Raw genomic sequence first — 15,085 nt, 5'->3', positions numbered from 1 at the left:
CGGATGCTCAAGCCGCAACCGGCTGGTGCAGATAGACCGCGCGCTCGTGGCTGAAGGCCTTGAACCCGAAATAGCCGTGATAGCTGCCCATGCCGCTGCCGTTCACCCCGCCAAAGGGCAGGCGGTTTTCGAGATAATGGGAGAATACCCCGTTCACCGTCACCCCGCCTGACGAGGTGCGGGCCAGCACCTTTTCCACATTCGCCTCGTTCGGGCTGAAGACATAGAGCGCCAGCGGCTTGTCGCGCGCGGAGATGTAGTCGATCACCTGATCCAGCGTATCATAGGTCATGACCGGCAGAACGGGGGCGAAGATTTCCTCCTGCAGGATGGTCATCTGCGGGGTCACATCGGTCAGCATGGTGGGGTGGATGGTGAGGTCGGCCTCGTCCATCTGCCCGCCCACCGCCACGGTCGCGCCCTTGGCCACGGCATCGTCCACCATGCCCTTCACGCGGTCGAAATTGCGCTTGTTCACGATCTGGGCAATGGCCGCCTTGTTGATCTGCCCGTCCTCGCCATACAGGTTCTTCTGCACATTGGCGGCAAAGCCATCGACCAGCGCCTGCCTGGCGTCTTCCTTCACGAACACATAGTCCGGGCAGATGCAGGCCTGTCCGCCGTTGAACTGCTTTGCACCGGCCAGCGCGGCCGAAATCGCGCCGATATCAGCGCCATCGTCGATGATGACGGGCGATTTGCCACCCAGTTCCAGCGTCACCGTGGCAAGATGCTTGGCAGCGGCGGCCATCACCACCTTGCCCACGCGCGTGCTGCCGGTAAAGAAGATGTGGTTGAACGGAAGCTCAAGCAGCGCCTCGGCCACATCCACTTCGCCTTCGAACACGGCGACTTCGTTCTCGGTGAACACTTCGCCCACGATCTGCTTGGCGATCTTTGCGACATGGGGGCACAGATCGGTCAGCTTCAGGATGCAGCAATTGCCTGCCGCCACCGCCGCCGCCAGCGGCCCGAAAACCAGACCCAGCGGAAAGTTCCACGGCCCCAGGATCAGGCACACGCCGCGCGCCTCGTACATGATCATCGCCTTGTCGGTTTCGACCTTGCTGGGCTGCACCGGCGTGGGCGCCATCCATTCATCGAGGCTGTCGATATTGAGCTGGATATTGCCGAGGATGTTGAGCACCTCGGTCACGCGGATTTCGCCCTCGGGCTTGCGCGTATCCTTCAGGACAGCGGCGACGATATCGTCGGCATGGGCCTCGATCGCGGCCTTCAGCTTGGCGAGCTTGGCCTTGCGCACTTCAGCGCTGGAGGCTTTCACATCCCACTGGTGCGCCTGTTGCAGGGCAAAAACGCGGGCAATTTCGGGCGCCAGTTCGGCAGCGCTAGGCAGGGCTTCGGTCATTGTCTCTCCCAACAATTCGCTATGGTGCGACCCATGTGTCGATGCAGCAGCGATTGCCGCGCGCGCCCGCCCTGTCAAGCGGACAGAAAGGGCTCAGCCGCCGCGCAGCAGGCTGACACCCCAGTCGCGTTCGAGCAGATAGAGCAACACCCGCGCCGCCTGCCCGCGTTCAGATGACAGGCCGCCGTCATTTTCCATCAACAGGCGTGCATCGTCATTGGCCGCATCGATCAGCCGGGTGACCTGCTCCAGCGTGGCGATGGAGAAGGCTTCCTCCCCCGATTGCCGCGTGCCCAGCAATTCGCCCCCGCCGCGCAATTCCAGATCCTGTTCCGCCAGATAGAATCCGTCCTGCGATTCGCGCATCAGGGCAAGGCGTGCGCGGCCTGTTTCGGACAATTCCTCGCCGCGCAGCAGCAGGCAGGTGCTCTTTTCGCTGCCCCGCCCCACCCGGCCGCGCAACTGGTGCAATTGCGCAAGGCCAAAGCGCTCGGCCTGTTCGATCACCATCAGCGTGGCGTTGGGGACATCCACCCCTACTTCGATCACTGTGGTCGCCACCAGCAGCTTTGCCGCGCCGGAGGAGAAGCGCTCCATGCTCGCGTCCTTGCGTTCGGGCGGCAATTGCCCGTGCACCAGCACCACAGCGTCCCCGAAACGGTGCTGAAGCGCCAGGAAACGCGCCTCGGCAGCGGCGATGTCGTCCTGCTCATTGTCGCGCACCATCGGGCAGACCCAGTAGGCCTGTTGCCCGGTCGCCAGATGCCTTTCCAGCCCGGCCACCACATCCTCCATCCGCGCGGCAGAGATCACGCGGGTATCGATGGGCTGGCGGCCGGGGGGCATTTCGTCGAGGCGGCTGACATCCATCTCGCCATGCTGGGCCAGCACCAGCGTGCGCGGAATGGGCGTGGCGGTCATCGCCAGCGTGTGCGGCGTGACGCGCCCCTTCTGCGTCAGCATCAGCCGCTGGCCCACCCCAAAACGGTGCTGTTCGTCGATCACGACCAGCCCCAGATTGCGGTACTGCACCGTGTCCTGAAAGATCGCGTGAGTGCCGATCACGATATCGATCGAGCCGTCCATCAGCCCCATCAAAATGCTTTCGCGTGCCCGGCCCTTGTCGCGCCCCGTCAGCAGGGTGACTTCCACCCCGGTAGGGGCGGCCAGTTTGCGGATGGTTTCGAAATGCTGGCGGGCAAGGATTTCGGTGGGGGCGAGCAAGGCCGCCTGCGCGCCTGCCTCTACCGCAATCAACATGGATTGCAGCGCCACCACCGTCTTGCCCGCGCCCACATCGCCCTGCAGCAGGCGCAGCATGGGGACGTCCTGCGCCATGTCGCCGGCAATCTCGGCAATCGAACGCGCCTGCGCACCGGTGAGCGAATAGGGCAATTGCAGCCGGTCGCGGCGCGAGCCATCGCCGCGCAAGGGCTGCCCCCGCCGCCGCCGGTTGGCCTGCCGCACCAGCATCAGCGCCAGAGCGTTGGCAAACAGCTCGTCATAAGCCAGCCGGTCGCGCGCCGCCTTGTCCTCTGCCCGGTGCGCGCGCAGCAAGGCCTCGCGCCAGCCGGGCCAGCCTTGCTTTGCCAGCATCGCCGGCTCGATCCATTCGGCCAGATCGGGAAGGCGGCCCAGCACCTGCGCCGCCATCCCTGCCATGCGCGGCTGCGTCAGCCCTTCGGCGAGGGCATAAACCGGCTCTACCAGATTGCCCGCCAGCGCGCTGCTTTCCGCCGCAATATGATCGGGGTGCACGATCTGGCGCATCTCGCCATAACGGTCGAGCCGTCCTGCCACCCAGCGTTTTTCCCCCAGCGGCAATTGCTTGCGCGCAGTGTAGCTGGCCTTGCCGAACCAGGTCAGCGCGCAGATATCGCCCGCACCGTCCTGCGCCAGCACGCGATAGGGCGCGCGCGAACTTGACCCGGCGCGGTGCTCCACCGGGGTGAGGGCAATGACAATCTGCTCACCTTCTGCCGCGTCATCGAGCGCCGTGACTGCGCGCCGCATCACGAAGCGCTGCGGCAAATGATAGGCGATATCGCGCAGCCGCGTGAGGCGCAGCTTCTCCAGCGGCCTTTTCAGCTTCGGCCCCACGCCATCAAGGCTGTCGGTTTCGGCAAACAGCGGGTTGAGGATTTCGGGGCGCATCTGCACCCCATACAATCAGATGCGAAGTTTGCGCCAGTTCTGACGCCCAGTTTGACCCAGCGCATTTGCAAGCCGCAACTGGCTTGGCATTCTGCTCTCGCAAAGCCAGCCAAGGAGAGATGCCATGCTTCTGCCACACGGAACGATTGTCGCGCTTGTCGATGGTGAGCGGTTCGAACTGTACCGCAATGCCGGGAACGAAGCCGAACCCCGGCTGGAAGCAGCCGACACGCCCACGCTGGAAGAGCACAACAAGGGTTCCGGCGGACGCCATTATTCCAGCGCAGGCAATCCGCAGGATTCGCTGCTGTCGGAAGATGCTCACGCCGCTGCTGTGGCGGGCTGGCTGAACAGCCAGGTTCTGGCGCACAAGCTGGAAAATCTGGTGGTGATCGCCGCGCCGCGCACCTTGGGCGAAATGCGCAAGCATTATCACGGAGAGCTCGAAAAGGTTCTGCTGAAGGAACTGGCGAAGGATCTGGTGGGTCGCCAAGGGCCGGATATCATCGCCGCCTTGCGCGGCTGAACCGCATCCCCCCGATGCATGGCCGGAAGGGCGGGCTTGTGGACAGGCCCGCCCTGCATTAACCGGCAACCCCATGCAGCAGCCTGATCTGACCACCCGTCTTGCCCGCCTCAAGTTTCGCGCCTGGCATCGCGGCACGCGCGAGGCGGATTACATGGTTGGCGGCTTTTTCGACCGCTATCACGCCGATTGGGGCGAAGCGGAAATTGCCTGGTTCGAGGCGCTGGTGGACGAAGAGGACGTGGATATCCTGTCCTGGGCGTTTGGCACCGCACCCGCACCGCAGCGCTACCACGGCCCGCTGCTCGATGCCTTCCAGCGCATAGATTACGTCAATATCTGACCTTGGGGCAAACTATTGGACGGGGTGGCGCACCGCCCTGCCTTTCGCTATCGCCGCCGCAGGTTAACCCCCTTCTCCCATCGGGAAGGGGGCATTTGCGTTTGCCTGAAAGTCATTCATGCCCGATTTTTCCCGCATCCTTGCCGCCACATCGCCGCTGACGCTGGCCAGCCTTGCGCGGGGAAGCCAGCCCTTGGTGCTGGCCGATCTGGCGCGCGCGGCGGCGGCAAATGGCAAAGGCGGGCGGGCGGTGTTCATCGCGCCCGATGATGCAGCGATGCGCGCGGTGGCGGATGCGGCGCATTTCTTCGCGCCCGAACTGGAAGTGATCGAATTTCCGGCCTGGGACTGCCTGCCGTTTGACCGCGCCAGCCCGGCCCTGTCGGTCTCTGCGCGCCGGCTGTCTGCGCTCTATCGCCTGCAAGCCGGTGGCCGGGGCGTGCAGCTCGTCGTCACCACGATCAACGCCGTGCTCCAGCGCGTGCTCACCCCTTTCCGCATCCGGGAAAGCGTGCGCGAATTGAAGCCGGGCGTGACCATCGGTCATGAAAGCCTGGCCGCGCTCCTTCAGCGGCAGGGCTACAGCCGCACCGATACGGTGGCTGATAGCGGCGAATTTGCCGTGCGCGGTTCGATCTTCGATATCTACCCCTCCGGCCTCGAAGGCGGCCTGCGGCTCGATTTCTTCGGGGACGAGCTGGAGAGCCTGCGCCTGTTCGATCCCGCGACGCAGCGCACCACCGGGACGGTGGAAGGGCATTTGCTGCTTCCGGCAAGCGAGGCGCTGATTGACGAGGCCAGCATCAAGCGGTTCCGCACCCATTACCGCGAAACCTTTGGCGCTGCCGCCACGCAGGATCCGCTCTACGAGGCGGTGAGCGAAGGGCGGCGGCTGGCGGGCATGGAGCACTGGCTACCCATGCTGGAGGAAAAACTTGCCACGCTGTTCGATTACCTGAACCCGGCCGATCAGGTGGTGATCGAGGCGGGCGCGCTTGCCGCCGCAGAGGAGCGGCTGGCCGATATTGCAGACTACCACCGCCAGCGGCGCGAAGTAGCGGGGCAGGCCAAGGGCTCCTACCGTCCGCTCGACCCCGCCGCGCTCTACCTCACCCGCGCCGAACTGGACACGGGCACTGCCGCCCTGCCGATTCACAAGGCGGTCATCTTTGCCGAACCGGCCAGCGACAAGGTAATCGACTTTGGTTTCCGTTCCGCGCGCGATTTCACGCCCGAACGCGCGGCCGGGCAGAACGCCTATGAAGCCGCCGCGCGCCATTTTGCCGATGCCGCCAAAGCCGGAAAGCGCGCATTGCTCGCCGCCTATTCCGAAGGGTCGCGCAGCCGCATCGCCTCCATTCTGAGCGAAGCCGGCACCGAAATGCTGCTGGCGGACAGTTGGCAGGACGCGCTGGGCAAGGCGGCCAAGGGCAAGCCTGTCGCCATGGTGCTTCCGCTCGACACCGGCTTTGCCAATGACGAGATCGACCTTGTCAGCGAACAGGATCTGCTGGGTGACCGGCTGGTGCGCCGCCGCCGCAAGAAGAAGGATGCCGACGCCTTTCTGGCCGAATTGCAGGCGCTGCGCCGGGGTGATCTGGTGGTGCATCTGGATCACGGCATTGGCCGCTATCTGGGGCTGGAAGCGATCGCTGTGGGCAAGAGCCAGCACGATTGCGTGATGCTGGAATATGCCGGCGGCGACAAGCTCTACATCCCGGTCGAGAACCTCGAAGTCCTCTCGCGCTACGGCTCGGGCGAGGAAGGCGCGGTGCTGGACAGGCTGGGCGGCGAGGCGTGGCAGCGTCGCCGTGCGCGGCTGAAGGAGCGCATCGGCCTGATCGCGGCCGAACTGATGCAGGTCGCCGCGCAGCGGGCCTTGAAGGTGGCGCCAGTGCTGGAGCCGGACGAAGCGTCCTACAACCCCTTTGTCGACCGTTTCCCCTGGGCCGAAACCGAGGATCAGGACGCCGCGATTGCCGATGTGCTGGCGGATCTTGCAGCAGGCAAGCCGATGGACCGCCTCGTCTGCGGCGATGTCGGCTTCGGCAAGACCGAGGTGGCGATGCGAGCCGCTTTCGTGGCCGCCATGGCCGGGCAGCAGGTGGCGGTGGTCGCCCCCACCACCCTGCTGGCGCGCCAGCATTACAACGGCTTTGTGGACCGGTTTGCCGGCTTCCCGCTTAATATCGGCCGCCTTTCGCGCCTTGTTCCCGCAGCCGAAATGAAGGCAACGCGCGAGGGGCTGGAAGCGGGAACAATCGATATCGTGGTAGGCACGCACGCGATCCTGTCCAAGACCACGAAGTTCAAGAACCTCGGCCTTGTGATCGTGGACGAGGAGCAGCGTTTTGGCGTCAACCACAAGGAACGGCTGAAGCAGCTGCGCGCCGATGTGCACGTCCTCACCCTTACCGCCACGCCCATTCCGCGAACGCTGCAAATGGCGATGAGCGGCCTGCGCGAACTCTCCACCATCCAGACGCCGCCGGTCGATCGGCTGGCCGTGCGCACCTATGTGATGGAATGGGACGATATGGTGATCCGCGAGGCCCTGCTGCGCGAACATCACCGCGGCGGGCAGAGCTTCATCGTGGTGCCGCGCATTGCCGATATGGAAGCCGTGGCCGACTGGCTGCACCAGAACGTGCCCGAAATCCGCTATGTCGCCGCGCACGGGCAGATGAGCCCTGGCGAAGTGGAAGAGCGGATGAGCGCCTTCTACGAGAAGAAATACGAAGTGCTGCTGTCCACCACCATCGTGGAAAGCGGGCTGGATATCCCTTCCGCCAATACCATCATCATTCACCGCGCCGACCGCTTCGGTCTGGCGCAGCTTTACCAGCTGCGCGGCCGGGTGGGACGCTCGAAAATCCGCGCCTATGCCTATCTGACCACGCCGGCCGACACGGCCCTGTCGGAAGTGGCGGAAAAGCGGCTGAAGGTGCTGGGCGATCTCGATTCGCTGGGCGCGGGCTTCCAGCTTGCCAGCCATGATCTCGACATTCGCGGCGCGGGCAATCTGCTGGGCGATGAACAGAGCGGGCATATCCGCGAAGTGGGCTTTGAACTCTACCAGTCGATGCTGGAAGACGCGATTCTGGCCGCCAAGGCCGGCGCAATGGGGTTGGAACGGAAGGCCGAGGCGTTCAGCCCGCAGATTACCGTCGATGCCCCCATCATGATCCCCGACGATTACGTGCCCGACCTTGCCGTGCGCATGGCCCTCTATCGCCGCCTCAACGAAGCACAAGGCAAGGCCGAGCTGGAGGCGCTGGCGGCCGAAATGATCGACCGTTTTGGCCCGCTGCCCGATGCGACGCAGAACCTCGTCAAGCTGATCGAGGTGAAGCAGCAGGCGATTGCCGCCCATATCGCCAAGATCGATGTGGGCGCGCGCGGCACACTGGTCACTTTCCACCAGGACAGCTTCCCCGATCCGGCAGGTCTCATTGCCTATGTCGAGCGGTTGAAAGGCACCGCGCGCCTGCGGCCCGACATGAAGCTGGTGATCGAACGCGCCTGGGGCGATCCGCAAAGCCGCCTCAACGGACTCGCGCAGTTGACCAAGGGCCTCAGCAATATTGCGAAGAAGGCGGGGAAGGCACCCGCCTAAAGCCGCGCAAAATCTTCTGGCGGCATGGGCTTGCCCCCCAGAAACCCCTGCCAGGCAAAGCACCCTTCGCGCACCACTGCGTTGCGCTGGGCCTCGCTCTCGATCCCCTCGGCAATAACCGCCAGATCGAGTGCGCCCGCCAGCGCAACGATGCCGCGCAGCACTTCCAGATCGCGGCGGTCATCGGCAATGCCTTCCACCATCGATCGATCCAGCTTGAGAAAATGCAGCGGCAGCTTCTTGAGGTAGCGGAAATTGCAGAAGCCCGCCCCGAAATCATCGAGAGCAATGCGGATCCCCATATCCACCAGCTTGGTCAACTGGGCGGCGGAACCGTCCAGATCATGCACCAGCGCCTGTTCGGTGATTTCCAGCGTCAGGCGTTCGGACGCAAAGCCGCTGGCGCAGAGCGCAGCCGCCACCGCATCGGGAAAATCGGGCGCGGCAAGATCGGCTGCGGTGATGTTGAGTGACAGATGCAGCCCCCCTTCCCAATCACGCGCCTGCATCAGCGCCTGCGCGATCACATGATCGGACATTGCGCGCGCGAGATCTGCGCGCAGGGCGATGCGAAACAATTCGTCCCCGGCGATCAGGCCCCGCTGCGGATGCGACCAGCGCACCAGTGCCTCCGCTCCGACCACCGCCCCACTGGCACAGCAGAATTGCGGCTGGAACTGCATGGCGATCCGGTTTGCAGCCATGGCACCCTCCAGCTCCGTCGCCACCGCCTGGGGAACGCGCGCGCGCCGGTCCACCTGGCGGCGGCGATCGGCGGTGGAATGGGGAAGAAGGTGGCTGAACGGCATCTTCTTCTGTTGCCGCATTGCGCGCCCCGCGTCACGCCCCTGCAAGCCGCGCGTTGCAAATCGGGACGGGAGGACTAGGGTTTGGCGCATGACAGATGCGAACGGCATGATCGACACTTCGCGGCTGGCGCTGCTCGCCTCGCCCACCGACCGCGCGCGGGACGCGGCGAACGCGCTGGCCGATTGCACGGACTGGGTGCCGCTGGACGAAGCCAGCGCCGTGGTGGTGCTGGGGGGCGATGGTTATCTGCTCGATGTGCTGCACCAGATGCTGGATCAGGAACGGGTGCTGCCCGTCTATGGCCTCAACCTTGGCACGGTCGGCTTTCTGATGAACCGGCATCGCGGATGCGAGGGACTGGCCCGGCGCGTGGCGAAGGCAAAGCCCATGCAGGTGTGCCCCTTGCGCATGACGGCAATCGATCAGGACGGCGTGGCGCATCACAGCTGCGCCATCAACGAGGTGAGCCTGCTGCGCGAGACGCGCCAGACCGCCAAGATCGAGATCAGCGTGAACGATAAGGTGCGCATCCCCGAACTGGCGGGTGACGGCGTGCTGCTGGCAACGCCGGTTGGCTCCACAGCCTATAATCTGTCGGCGCACGGCCCCATCCTGCCACTCGATTCGCAGATGCTGGCGCTCACCCCGATCAGCCCGTTCCGCCCGCGGCGCTGGCGCGGCGCGATTCTGCCCGATCGCAGCCGTGTGACCTTCCGCATCCGCGAACCGGCCAAGCGCCCCGTCATGGTGGTGGCCGATCAGAAGGAATTTCGGGACGTCGCCGAAGTGCACGTGGAAATTGCGCGCGACAAGGAGATGACTTTGCTGTTCGACCCCGGCCACGCGCTGGACGAACGGATCGTGGCCGAACAGTTTGTGGTCTGAATGCACATTGAGGCAAGAAGCGGGCTTGCAAAAGGGAATCGTGGCCAATATAGGCACGGGCCTGCCCGCCAGATGGGCTGCTCCCCGATAGCTCAGCGGTAGAGCATTCGACTGTTAATCGAATGGCCGTAGGTTCGAATCCTACTCGGGGAGCCACTTTTCTGACCAGAACCCGGAAACCCAAGTCGCACCCAGCCGAAGGCGCGCTGTGCCTGTCGTGCGGTATGTGCTGCGACAACACGATGTTCGGCCGCGTTATCGTGAGCCGATGGGAAGCCGCGCGCCTTTCTCGAAAGGGCGTGGTAATTGACCATTACGACGATGGCGAGCGCAGCTTTGCCCAGCCCTGCCCGCGCTTTGCCGATGGCTGCTGCGGCATCTACACCTCGCGCCCGCACACCTGCCGCGCCTATGTCTGCGAAACGGTACACGCCTTGCGCGCAGGGGACATCAGCGCCGAGGACGCACAGGCGCGGGTGGATACCACCCTGGCGGCGCGTGCGGCGCTTGCTCCGCAGGCGGGAAATCTGGATTTGTTCGAATACCGCAACGCCATTACCGATGCGCTGGAGGCGGGGGCGGATCCGGCCAGCCTGCCCGGTTGCACGCAGGAACTCGTGGAGCTGGAAACACTGCTCAACCGGTGGTTCCGCAAGCAAGATTACGCCAAGCGGGTGCCGGAATGCGGCTGAAGATCAATCCGGCTTGCGGAAACGCAATGCGAACTTGTCGCTGGTGGGCTGTGCTTCGCGCGGGGGAACATTGCGCGGATCGTCCGGGTTGTGCAGCAGGTCGCTGACCGCCTCCAGCACGAAACCTGCCTCGGTGACCTGCGCGATCACTGCCATCGGGTCAATCCGGTGCAGTGTCGATGTGGCGGACAGCCCCGTTCCGGGCGCGTTGTGATCTTCCACGAAGTAAATGCCGCCGGGGCGCAAAAGGCGCGCCACGCCTGCATTGACCACGCCGACATCGCCATTGGCCAGATCGTGGTAATTCTCCGTCGTCCAGACCAGATCGACCGGCTGCGGCAAGGTGAGCGTGTCATAGCCTTCAACCACCACCACTTCGACATTGCCGTATTCGGCGGCCAGCGCGTTGATCGCGTCAAGCCCGCCAGGGCGCTGGGCAAAAAAGGCGGGCATCAGCGCATAGACCTGGCCCTGCGGACCCACGCTGGCAGCCAGGATGCGCGTGTAATAGCCGCCGCCCGGCGCGATCTCGGCAATCACCATGCCCGGCTGCACCCCGGCAAAGGCCGCGATCTCGGCCGGTTTGCGCAGCGGATCGCGCGCAATGTCGCCCGCAGGGCGGCGCGCATCGGACACGGCCGTGGCGATGGCGCCGACGACAGGTGCAACCGATCCGGCGTGATTGTGCGCCATTGCCGGGGCACAAAGGCCCATCACGGCCGCGCAAAGCGCAAAGGACAGGGAAAGGCGCATGGTGTTTCCTTTATGGGCAGAAGGACGGCAAGAACGGATCAACGCAGGTGATCGACCCGGCGGCACTGGTGCGGCGCCTCGCGCGTCAGGCCGGTAAAGGTCGCTTCATTGCCCCGGCTGTGGAAGGTGTAGCCCTCGCCTTCATACCGCGCGCCCGATGCAGCGGGAACCAGCCGCAATTCTGCCAGCAGCCGGCCCTCGCGGCGCAGGACGATGGTTTCACGGCCGGTATTGGTCACGCGCAGGATGAATGTCCCGCAGTCGAAATAATTCACCTGGCCAGGCCCATCGGTGGTGGCACAACCCGCCGCCAGCAAGGCCGCAGCGGCAAAGACCGGAAGTTTGAGCGTCGTCATGCATTCTCTCCCAAGAAAACCTGATCTGTTCACACCTGCGAATTAGCACACAGCACATCGGCCAGATAGGTTTGCCGCTGCACGGTCTGTCCGTTGACCCGCACGGCAAGCCGCCAGCCGCGCTGGTTGCAGAAGCGCGCGGCGGTGCGTTCCATGCATTGCCGACTGGCGGGGCCGCTGGCGCAGGCCAGTACGCGCCGCCCGTCCACCGCCGGAGCCGGGAAAAACTCGGCCGCCATTCCCCTGAGCGAAGGGTTGTTGCCCGGTGCGAGATTTCCACCGCCTGTTCCGCTGCCCAAGGGGCGCATGGATTGCACCGTCACACCGCCGCCCCGTTGCAGGCGGGGGCGCGTTTCGGAATAGACGCGGCACGTCCCGCGAAAATTGGGCCTTTCGCACAATTGCCAGGAACCGGAAGTGATGCGTATGGAATTCACCGGCCATGCAAGGCCCAGATTGGGCCGCTCCCCATCGGCAAAGACTGCCGGGCCGGAAAAATCCGCGTCGCGGTAAATCGTGATCTCGGATCGGGGCTGCGGCATGGGTCGGTTGACAGGCTGCCCGAAGGCCGATGCCACAGGGCCCAGCATCGCCAGACCGCCAAGGACAAGAACACCTGCCTGCCAGCGCATATGCTTTTCCTTTCTCCCTGTTTTGGATGGCAGGATATCGCAATTCGGCCAATTCACAAGGCAAACCGGCGCGGCTAGACGGTGGCAGCGATGCCTTCCGCGCTGCGCTGCCGATGGATGCGCACTGTCTGCATCGCCACGATGGAGACAAGACCGATCATCACCGCGCCCCAGTACCAGGGCGCATCGTGCCCCAGATGGCCGTAGATCAGCCCGAAGGCTGGCGGCGCCACGATGCGACCCACCGCGTTGGAGGCCATCAGCAGGCCCATCGTGCTGCCTTGCCGCTGCGCCGGGGTGTTGCGGCTGAGCAAGGCGCCCACTGTGGGAAAGGCCAGGCTGTGCCCTGTCATCAGCAGCCCCATCAGCAGAACGCCGGATACCGGCGTGCGGAGGATTGGTTGCAGCAGCATCGACAGCGCCAGCACAGCCAGCCCCATCACGATAACCCGCGCCTCTCCGAAACGGGCCACCAGCGGGCCGATCAGCACCAGTTGCGCCAGCAATCCGCCGCTGCCGATCGCCAGGAAGGCAAGGCCAAGATCGCGTGCGCTCCAACCGAAATTGGCCTCGCTCCACAGGCCGTATATGGCTTCCATGCTGGCAAAGGCGGCGATCCCGAAAAAGCCGATCACGAACAGGCGCAGCAGCAGCGCATCACCGCCGACGAAGCGGATGGCATCGGAATAGCGCGGCAAAGCGCGTCCCTTGCCCGGCGGCTCCACCGCATCGCGCAGCACCAGCGCGCACCACGCGCTCGCCAGCAGCGAGAGGCCGCCTGCGGCATAGATGGGCAGGTGGAAGCTCGCCGCCGCCACTTCGCGGCCCGCCAGAAGGCCGCCCAGCACCGGGCCAAAGGCAAAGCCGAGGCTGAACGCCGCGCCGAAATAGCCCATCGTCTTGGCGCGCTTTTCGGGGGCGGACACATCCGCGATGAAGCCCGTGCACACGCCCAGCGTGCCAGAGAAAAAGCCGCTCACCACCCGGATCAGCACCGCGCTCCACAAGCCCGGCGCATGGGCAAAGGCAAAATAGGTGAGACCCGCGATCAGCGTTGTCACCACCAGCACGCGGCGGCGGCCCCATATGTCCGACTGGCGGCCCCAGAAAATCTCGCCAAACACATTGCCCAGCGAATAGGCTGCAAACAGCAGGCCGATTTCGTGCGGGGCCGCACCGAACACCTGCCCGTAAAACGGCAGCAGCGGCAGTATCAGGCTGAAGCCCGCAATGTTGATGAACACCGCCACCAGCAACGGCGGCAACGGCGATGCAGCGCGCCTATCCACGGTAGCGTGGCTCCGGCAGGCCCTGCACACCCAGCCCGTCAATCACGTAAGCCCAGCCATCGCCCTCGGCAGGATCGCGGCCCAGAAAGGAAGGGTCGATGCTGGGCACGAACAGCCGGTCCAGATCGGGGCCGAAAAACATACAACTGGCCGGCAGGCGCGTGGGTATGTCAATTACGCGCTTCACTTCGCCTTCGGGGGATAAGCACAGCACAACCCCGCCCTCGCAAATTGCCACCCACATATCGCCATGGGCATCCACCGTGGCGCCATCGGGGATCGGGCCATAGGGCGTGGTGTCGAAGAACAGGCGCCGGTTCGACGCCGCGCCGTTCGCCAGATCATAGTCATAGGCATAGATCGCCTGCGCCATGCTGTCGGCGTGATACAGCGTCGCATTGTCCGGCGACCAGCAGGGCCCGTTGCCGAGTGTCAGCCCGCTGTCGAGCTGGCGGATCTCGCCGCGATCGAGCGTGTAGAGCCCGCCGACCGGCTCTGCCGCCTTGCGGTGGCTGGTTCCAAAGACGAAGCGCCCCGCCCGGTCCACCTTGCCATCGGCCAATTGAACAGCGGAACTGGCAGGCTCCATCAGCGCCAGCGGCGACACCTCCCCGGTATCGAAATCAAGCGTATGAATACCATCGACCAACGCCAGAATGGCCCCGCCGCTTTCGCGCAGGGCCATCGAGCCAATCATTGAAGGGACAAGCCATTCACGGCGTTCGTCGCTTTGCGGGTGCCAGCGCAGCACCTTCTGTTCGAGAATGTCGATGTAATAGAGCGCCTGCTCCGCCACATCCCATACCGGCCCTTCGCCAACCGAGCGGCGCGGCAGGTTCAAGCGCGTGATCTGCATCGCATCTCCCCTCCCCCCATCGATCATAACGAACGTTAGGGTTGTGGCAAGATAGAGATCAATAAAGCCCGATCAGCTTGGCCCCGGCAATCAGCAGTACCACTGCCAGCAGTTTCAGGATCAGCTTGGTATTGACGCGAATACCGATCGTCGTGCCGATGATACCGCCGATCAGCGCTGCCCCTGCATATAGCGGCAATTGTGGCGGCAGCGCGTCCAGCGTGGCGATCTGCCCGCCAAGACCGGCCAGCGAATTGGTCAGCACGAATACGGCGGCGATGCCGGACACCTGGCGCGTGGGCGCCCAGGCCATGAACAGCAACAGCGGCGACAGGAAGATGCCCCCGCCCGTGCCGGTCAACCCCGCCAACAGGCCGATCAACGCGCCCATCGGCAGCGCAAAGAGCAGCGGAGGACTGACGCTTTCCCGCTCCACCTTCAGTTCGTGTGGCCACAGGAGCCGCGCGGCGGAAATCCACAGCACGCCGCCTACCAGCGGCCGATAGATTTCGCTTGGCAAATGGATCGTTCCGCCCAGCCATGCCATCGGAATGGCAGTGACAAGAAAGGGCCACAGCGCGCGCCAGCTGAACAGCCCCGCTTTCAGGAACCGGAACGAGGCAAGCGAGGCCACGATCACGTTCAGGACCAGCGCGGTGGGCCGCATCACCGTCGCCTCGATGCCGAACAGCGCCATCAGCGCGATATAGGCTGAAGCACCCGCATGGCCGACCGAGGAATAAAGGATGGCTGCAAGCGCCATGCACAGCGCCAGCAGCAGATCTACATTCTCTACCATGCGGT

At 64.5% G+C, this 15,085-nt stretch carries 14 protein-coding genes and 1 tRNA gene; 6 read left to right on the top strand and 9 right to left on the bottom strand.

Annotated features, from left to right (window positions below; genetic code table 11):
- Window positions 1-7: 7 nt before the first annotated feature.
- Together WFP44_RS02880 and recG are read right to left on the bottom strand one after the other, a co-directional pair.
- On the bottom strand, window positions 8-1,369 hold the full coding sequence (locus WFP44_RS02880) for an aldehyde dehydrogenase family protein (RefSeq protein ID WP_336924846.1): 1,362 nt from the start codon (window positions 1,367-1,369) through the stop codon (window positions 8-10).
- A gap of 93 nt (window positions 1,370-1,462) precedes the next feature.
- A complete protein-coding gene (gene recG, locus WFP44_RS02875) occupies window positions 1,463-3,523 on the bottom strand; it encodes an ATP-dependent DNA helicase RecG (protein ID WP_336924845.1) in 2,061 nt (686 codons plus the stop codon).
- A 124-nt stretch (window positions 3,524-3,647) separates the two neighbouring features.
- On the opposite strand from recG, the gene WFP44_RS02870 reads away from it, so the two are divergent.
- From WFP44_RS02870 to mfd, 3 genes are all read left to right on the top strand, one after another.
- Entirely contained in the window at window positions 3,648-4,049 is a 402-nt protein-coding gene (locus WFP44_RS02870; RefSeq protein WP_336924844.1) for a baeRF12 domain-containing protein, read from the top strand.
- Window positions 4,050-4,122: 73 nt separating this feature from the next.
- On the top strand, window positions 4,123-4,392 hold the full coding sequence (locus WFP44_RS02865; RefSeq protein ID WP_336924842.1) for an FAD assembly factor SdhE: 270 nt from the start codon (window positions 4,123-4,125) through the stop codon (window positions 4,390-4,392).
- Window positions 4,393-4,510: 118 nt separating this feature from the next.
- On the top strand, window positions 4,511-8,008 hold the full coding sequence (gene mfd / locus WFP44_RS02860) for a transcription-repair coupling factor (protein WP_336924841.1): 3,498 nt from the start codon (window positions 4,511-4,513) through the stop codon (window positions 8,006-8,008).
- On the opposite strand, the gene WFP44_RS02855 is transcribed toward mfd, so the two are convergent.
- The gene (locus WFP44_RS02855; protein WP_336924840.1) at window positions 8,005-8,835 is read right to left on the bottom strand and encodes an EAL domain-containing protein; all 831 of its coding nucleotides are present in this window, start codon (window positions 8,833-8,835) and stop codon (window positions 8,005-8,007) included. The genes mfd and WFP44_RS02855 overlap by 4 nt on opposite strands.
- Window positions 8,836-8,905: 70 nt before the next feature.
- On the opposite strand from WFP44_RS02855, the gene WFP44_RS02850 reads away from it, so the two are divergent.
- The 3 genes from WFP44_RS02850 to WFP44_RS02840 all read left to right on the top strand — a co-directional run bounded on the left by WFP44_RS02850 (window position 8,906) and on the right by WFP44_RS02840 (window position 10,395).
- Window positions 8,906-9,703, top strand: coding sequence for an NAD kinase (locus WFP44_RS02850; RefSeq protein WP_452038998.1), 798 nt, complete (start codon window positions 8,906-8,908; stop codon window positions 9,701-9,703).
- An 81-nt stretch (window positions 9,704-9,784) separates the two neighbouring features.
- Window positions 9,785-9,859 (top strand) — tRNA-Asn (locus WFP44_RS02845).
- Window positions 9,826-10,395 (top strand): YkgJ family cysteine cluster protein, encoded by a 570-nt coding sequence (locus tag WFP44_RS02840; RefSeq protein ID WP_336924839.1) that lies wholly within the window; start codon window positions 9,826-9,828, stop codon window positions 10,393-10,395. The genes WFP44_RS02845 and WFP44_RS02840 overlap by 34 nt, the downstream gene beginning before the upstream one ends.
- A 3-nt stretch (window positions 10,396-10,398) precedes the next feature.
- Here WFP44_RS02840 and WFP44_RS02835 read toward each other — a convergent pair whose 3' ends face one another.
- The 6 genes from WFP44_RS02835 to WFP44_RS02810 form a co-directional block, all read right to left on the bottom strand.
- Complete coding sequence (locus WFP44_RS02835; RefSeq protein ID WP_336924838.1) at window positions 10,399-11,088, bottom strand: class I SAM-dependent methyltransferase; 690 nt, start codon at window positions 11,086-11,088, stop codon at window positions 10,399-10,401.
- 98 nt (window positions 11,089-11,186) lie between these two features.
- Complete coding sequence (locus WFP44_RS02830; protein ID WP_336924837.1) at window positions 11,187-11,504, bottom strand: MliC family protein; 318 nt, start codon at window positions 11,502-11,504, stop codon at window positions 11,187-11,189.
- A 29-nt stretch (window positions 11,505-11,533) separates the two neighbouring features.
- Complete coding sequence (locus WFP44_RS02825) at window positions 11,534-12,136, bottom strand: beta/gamma crystallin-related protein (RefSeq protein WP_336924836.1); 603 nt, start codon at window positions 12,134-12,136, stop codon at window positions 11,534-11,536.
- Between the two features lie 74 nt (window positions 12,137-12,210).
- Complete coding sequence (locus tag WFP44_RS02820) at window positions 12,211-13,425, bottom strand: MFS transporter (protein ID WP_336924835.1); 1,215 nt, start codon at window positions 13,423-13,425, stop codon at window positions 12,211-12,213.
- A complete protein-coding gene (locus tag WFP44_RS02815) occupies window positions 13,418-14,281 on the bottom strand; it encodes an SMP-30/gluconolactonase/LRE family protein (protein WP_336924834.1) in 864 nt (287 codons plus the stop codon). Before WFP44_RS02815 ends, WFP44_RS02820 begins: the two co-directional genes overlap by 8 nt.
- A 58-nt stretch (window positions 14,282-14,339) precedes the next feature.
- Window positions 14,340-15,080 (bottom strand): sulfite exporter TauE/SafE family protein, encoded by a 741-nt coding sequence (locus tag WFP44_RS02810; RefSeq protein WP_336924833.1) that lies wholly within the window; start codon window positions 15,078-15,080, stop codon window positions 14,340-14,342.
- Window positions 15,081-15,085 lie beyond the last annotated feature (5 nt).

This window comes from Alteraurantiacibacter palmitatis, from assembly GCF_037154115.1.
In the GTDB taxonomy this organism is placed as follows: Bacteria; Pseudomonadota; Alphaproteobacteria; order Sphingomonadales; family Sphingomonadaceae; genus Alteraurantiacibacter; species Alteraurantiacibacter palmitatis.
The sequence above is the reverse complement of the archived record's forward strand: the minus strand, read 5'-3'. Positions and strand labels throughout refer to the sequence as shown.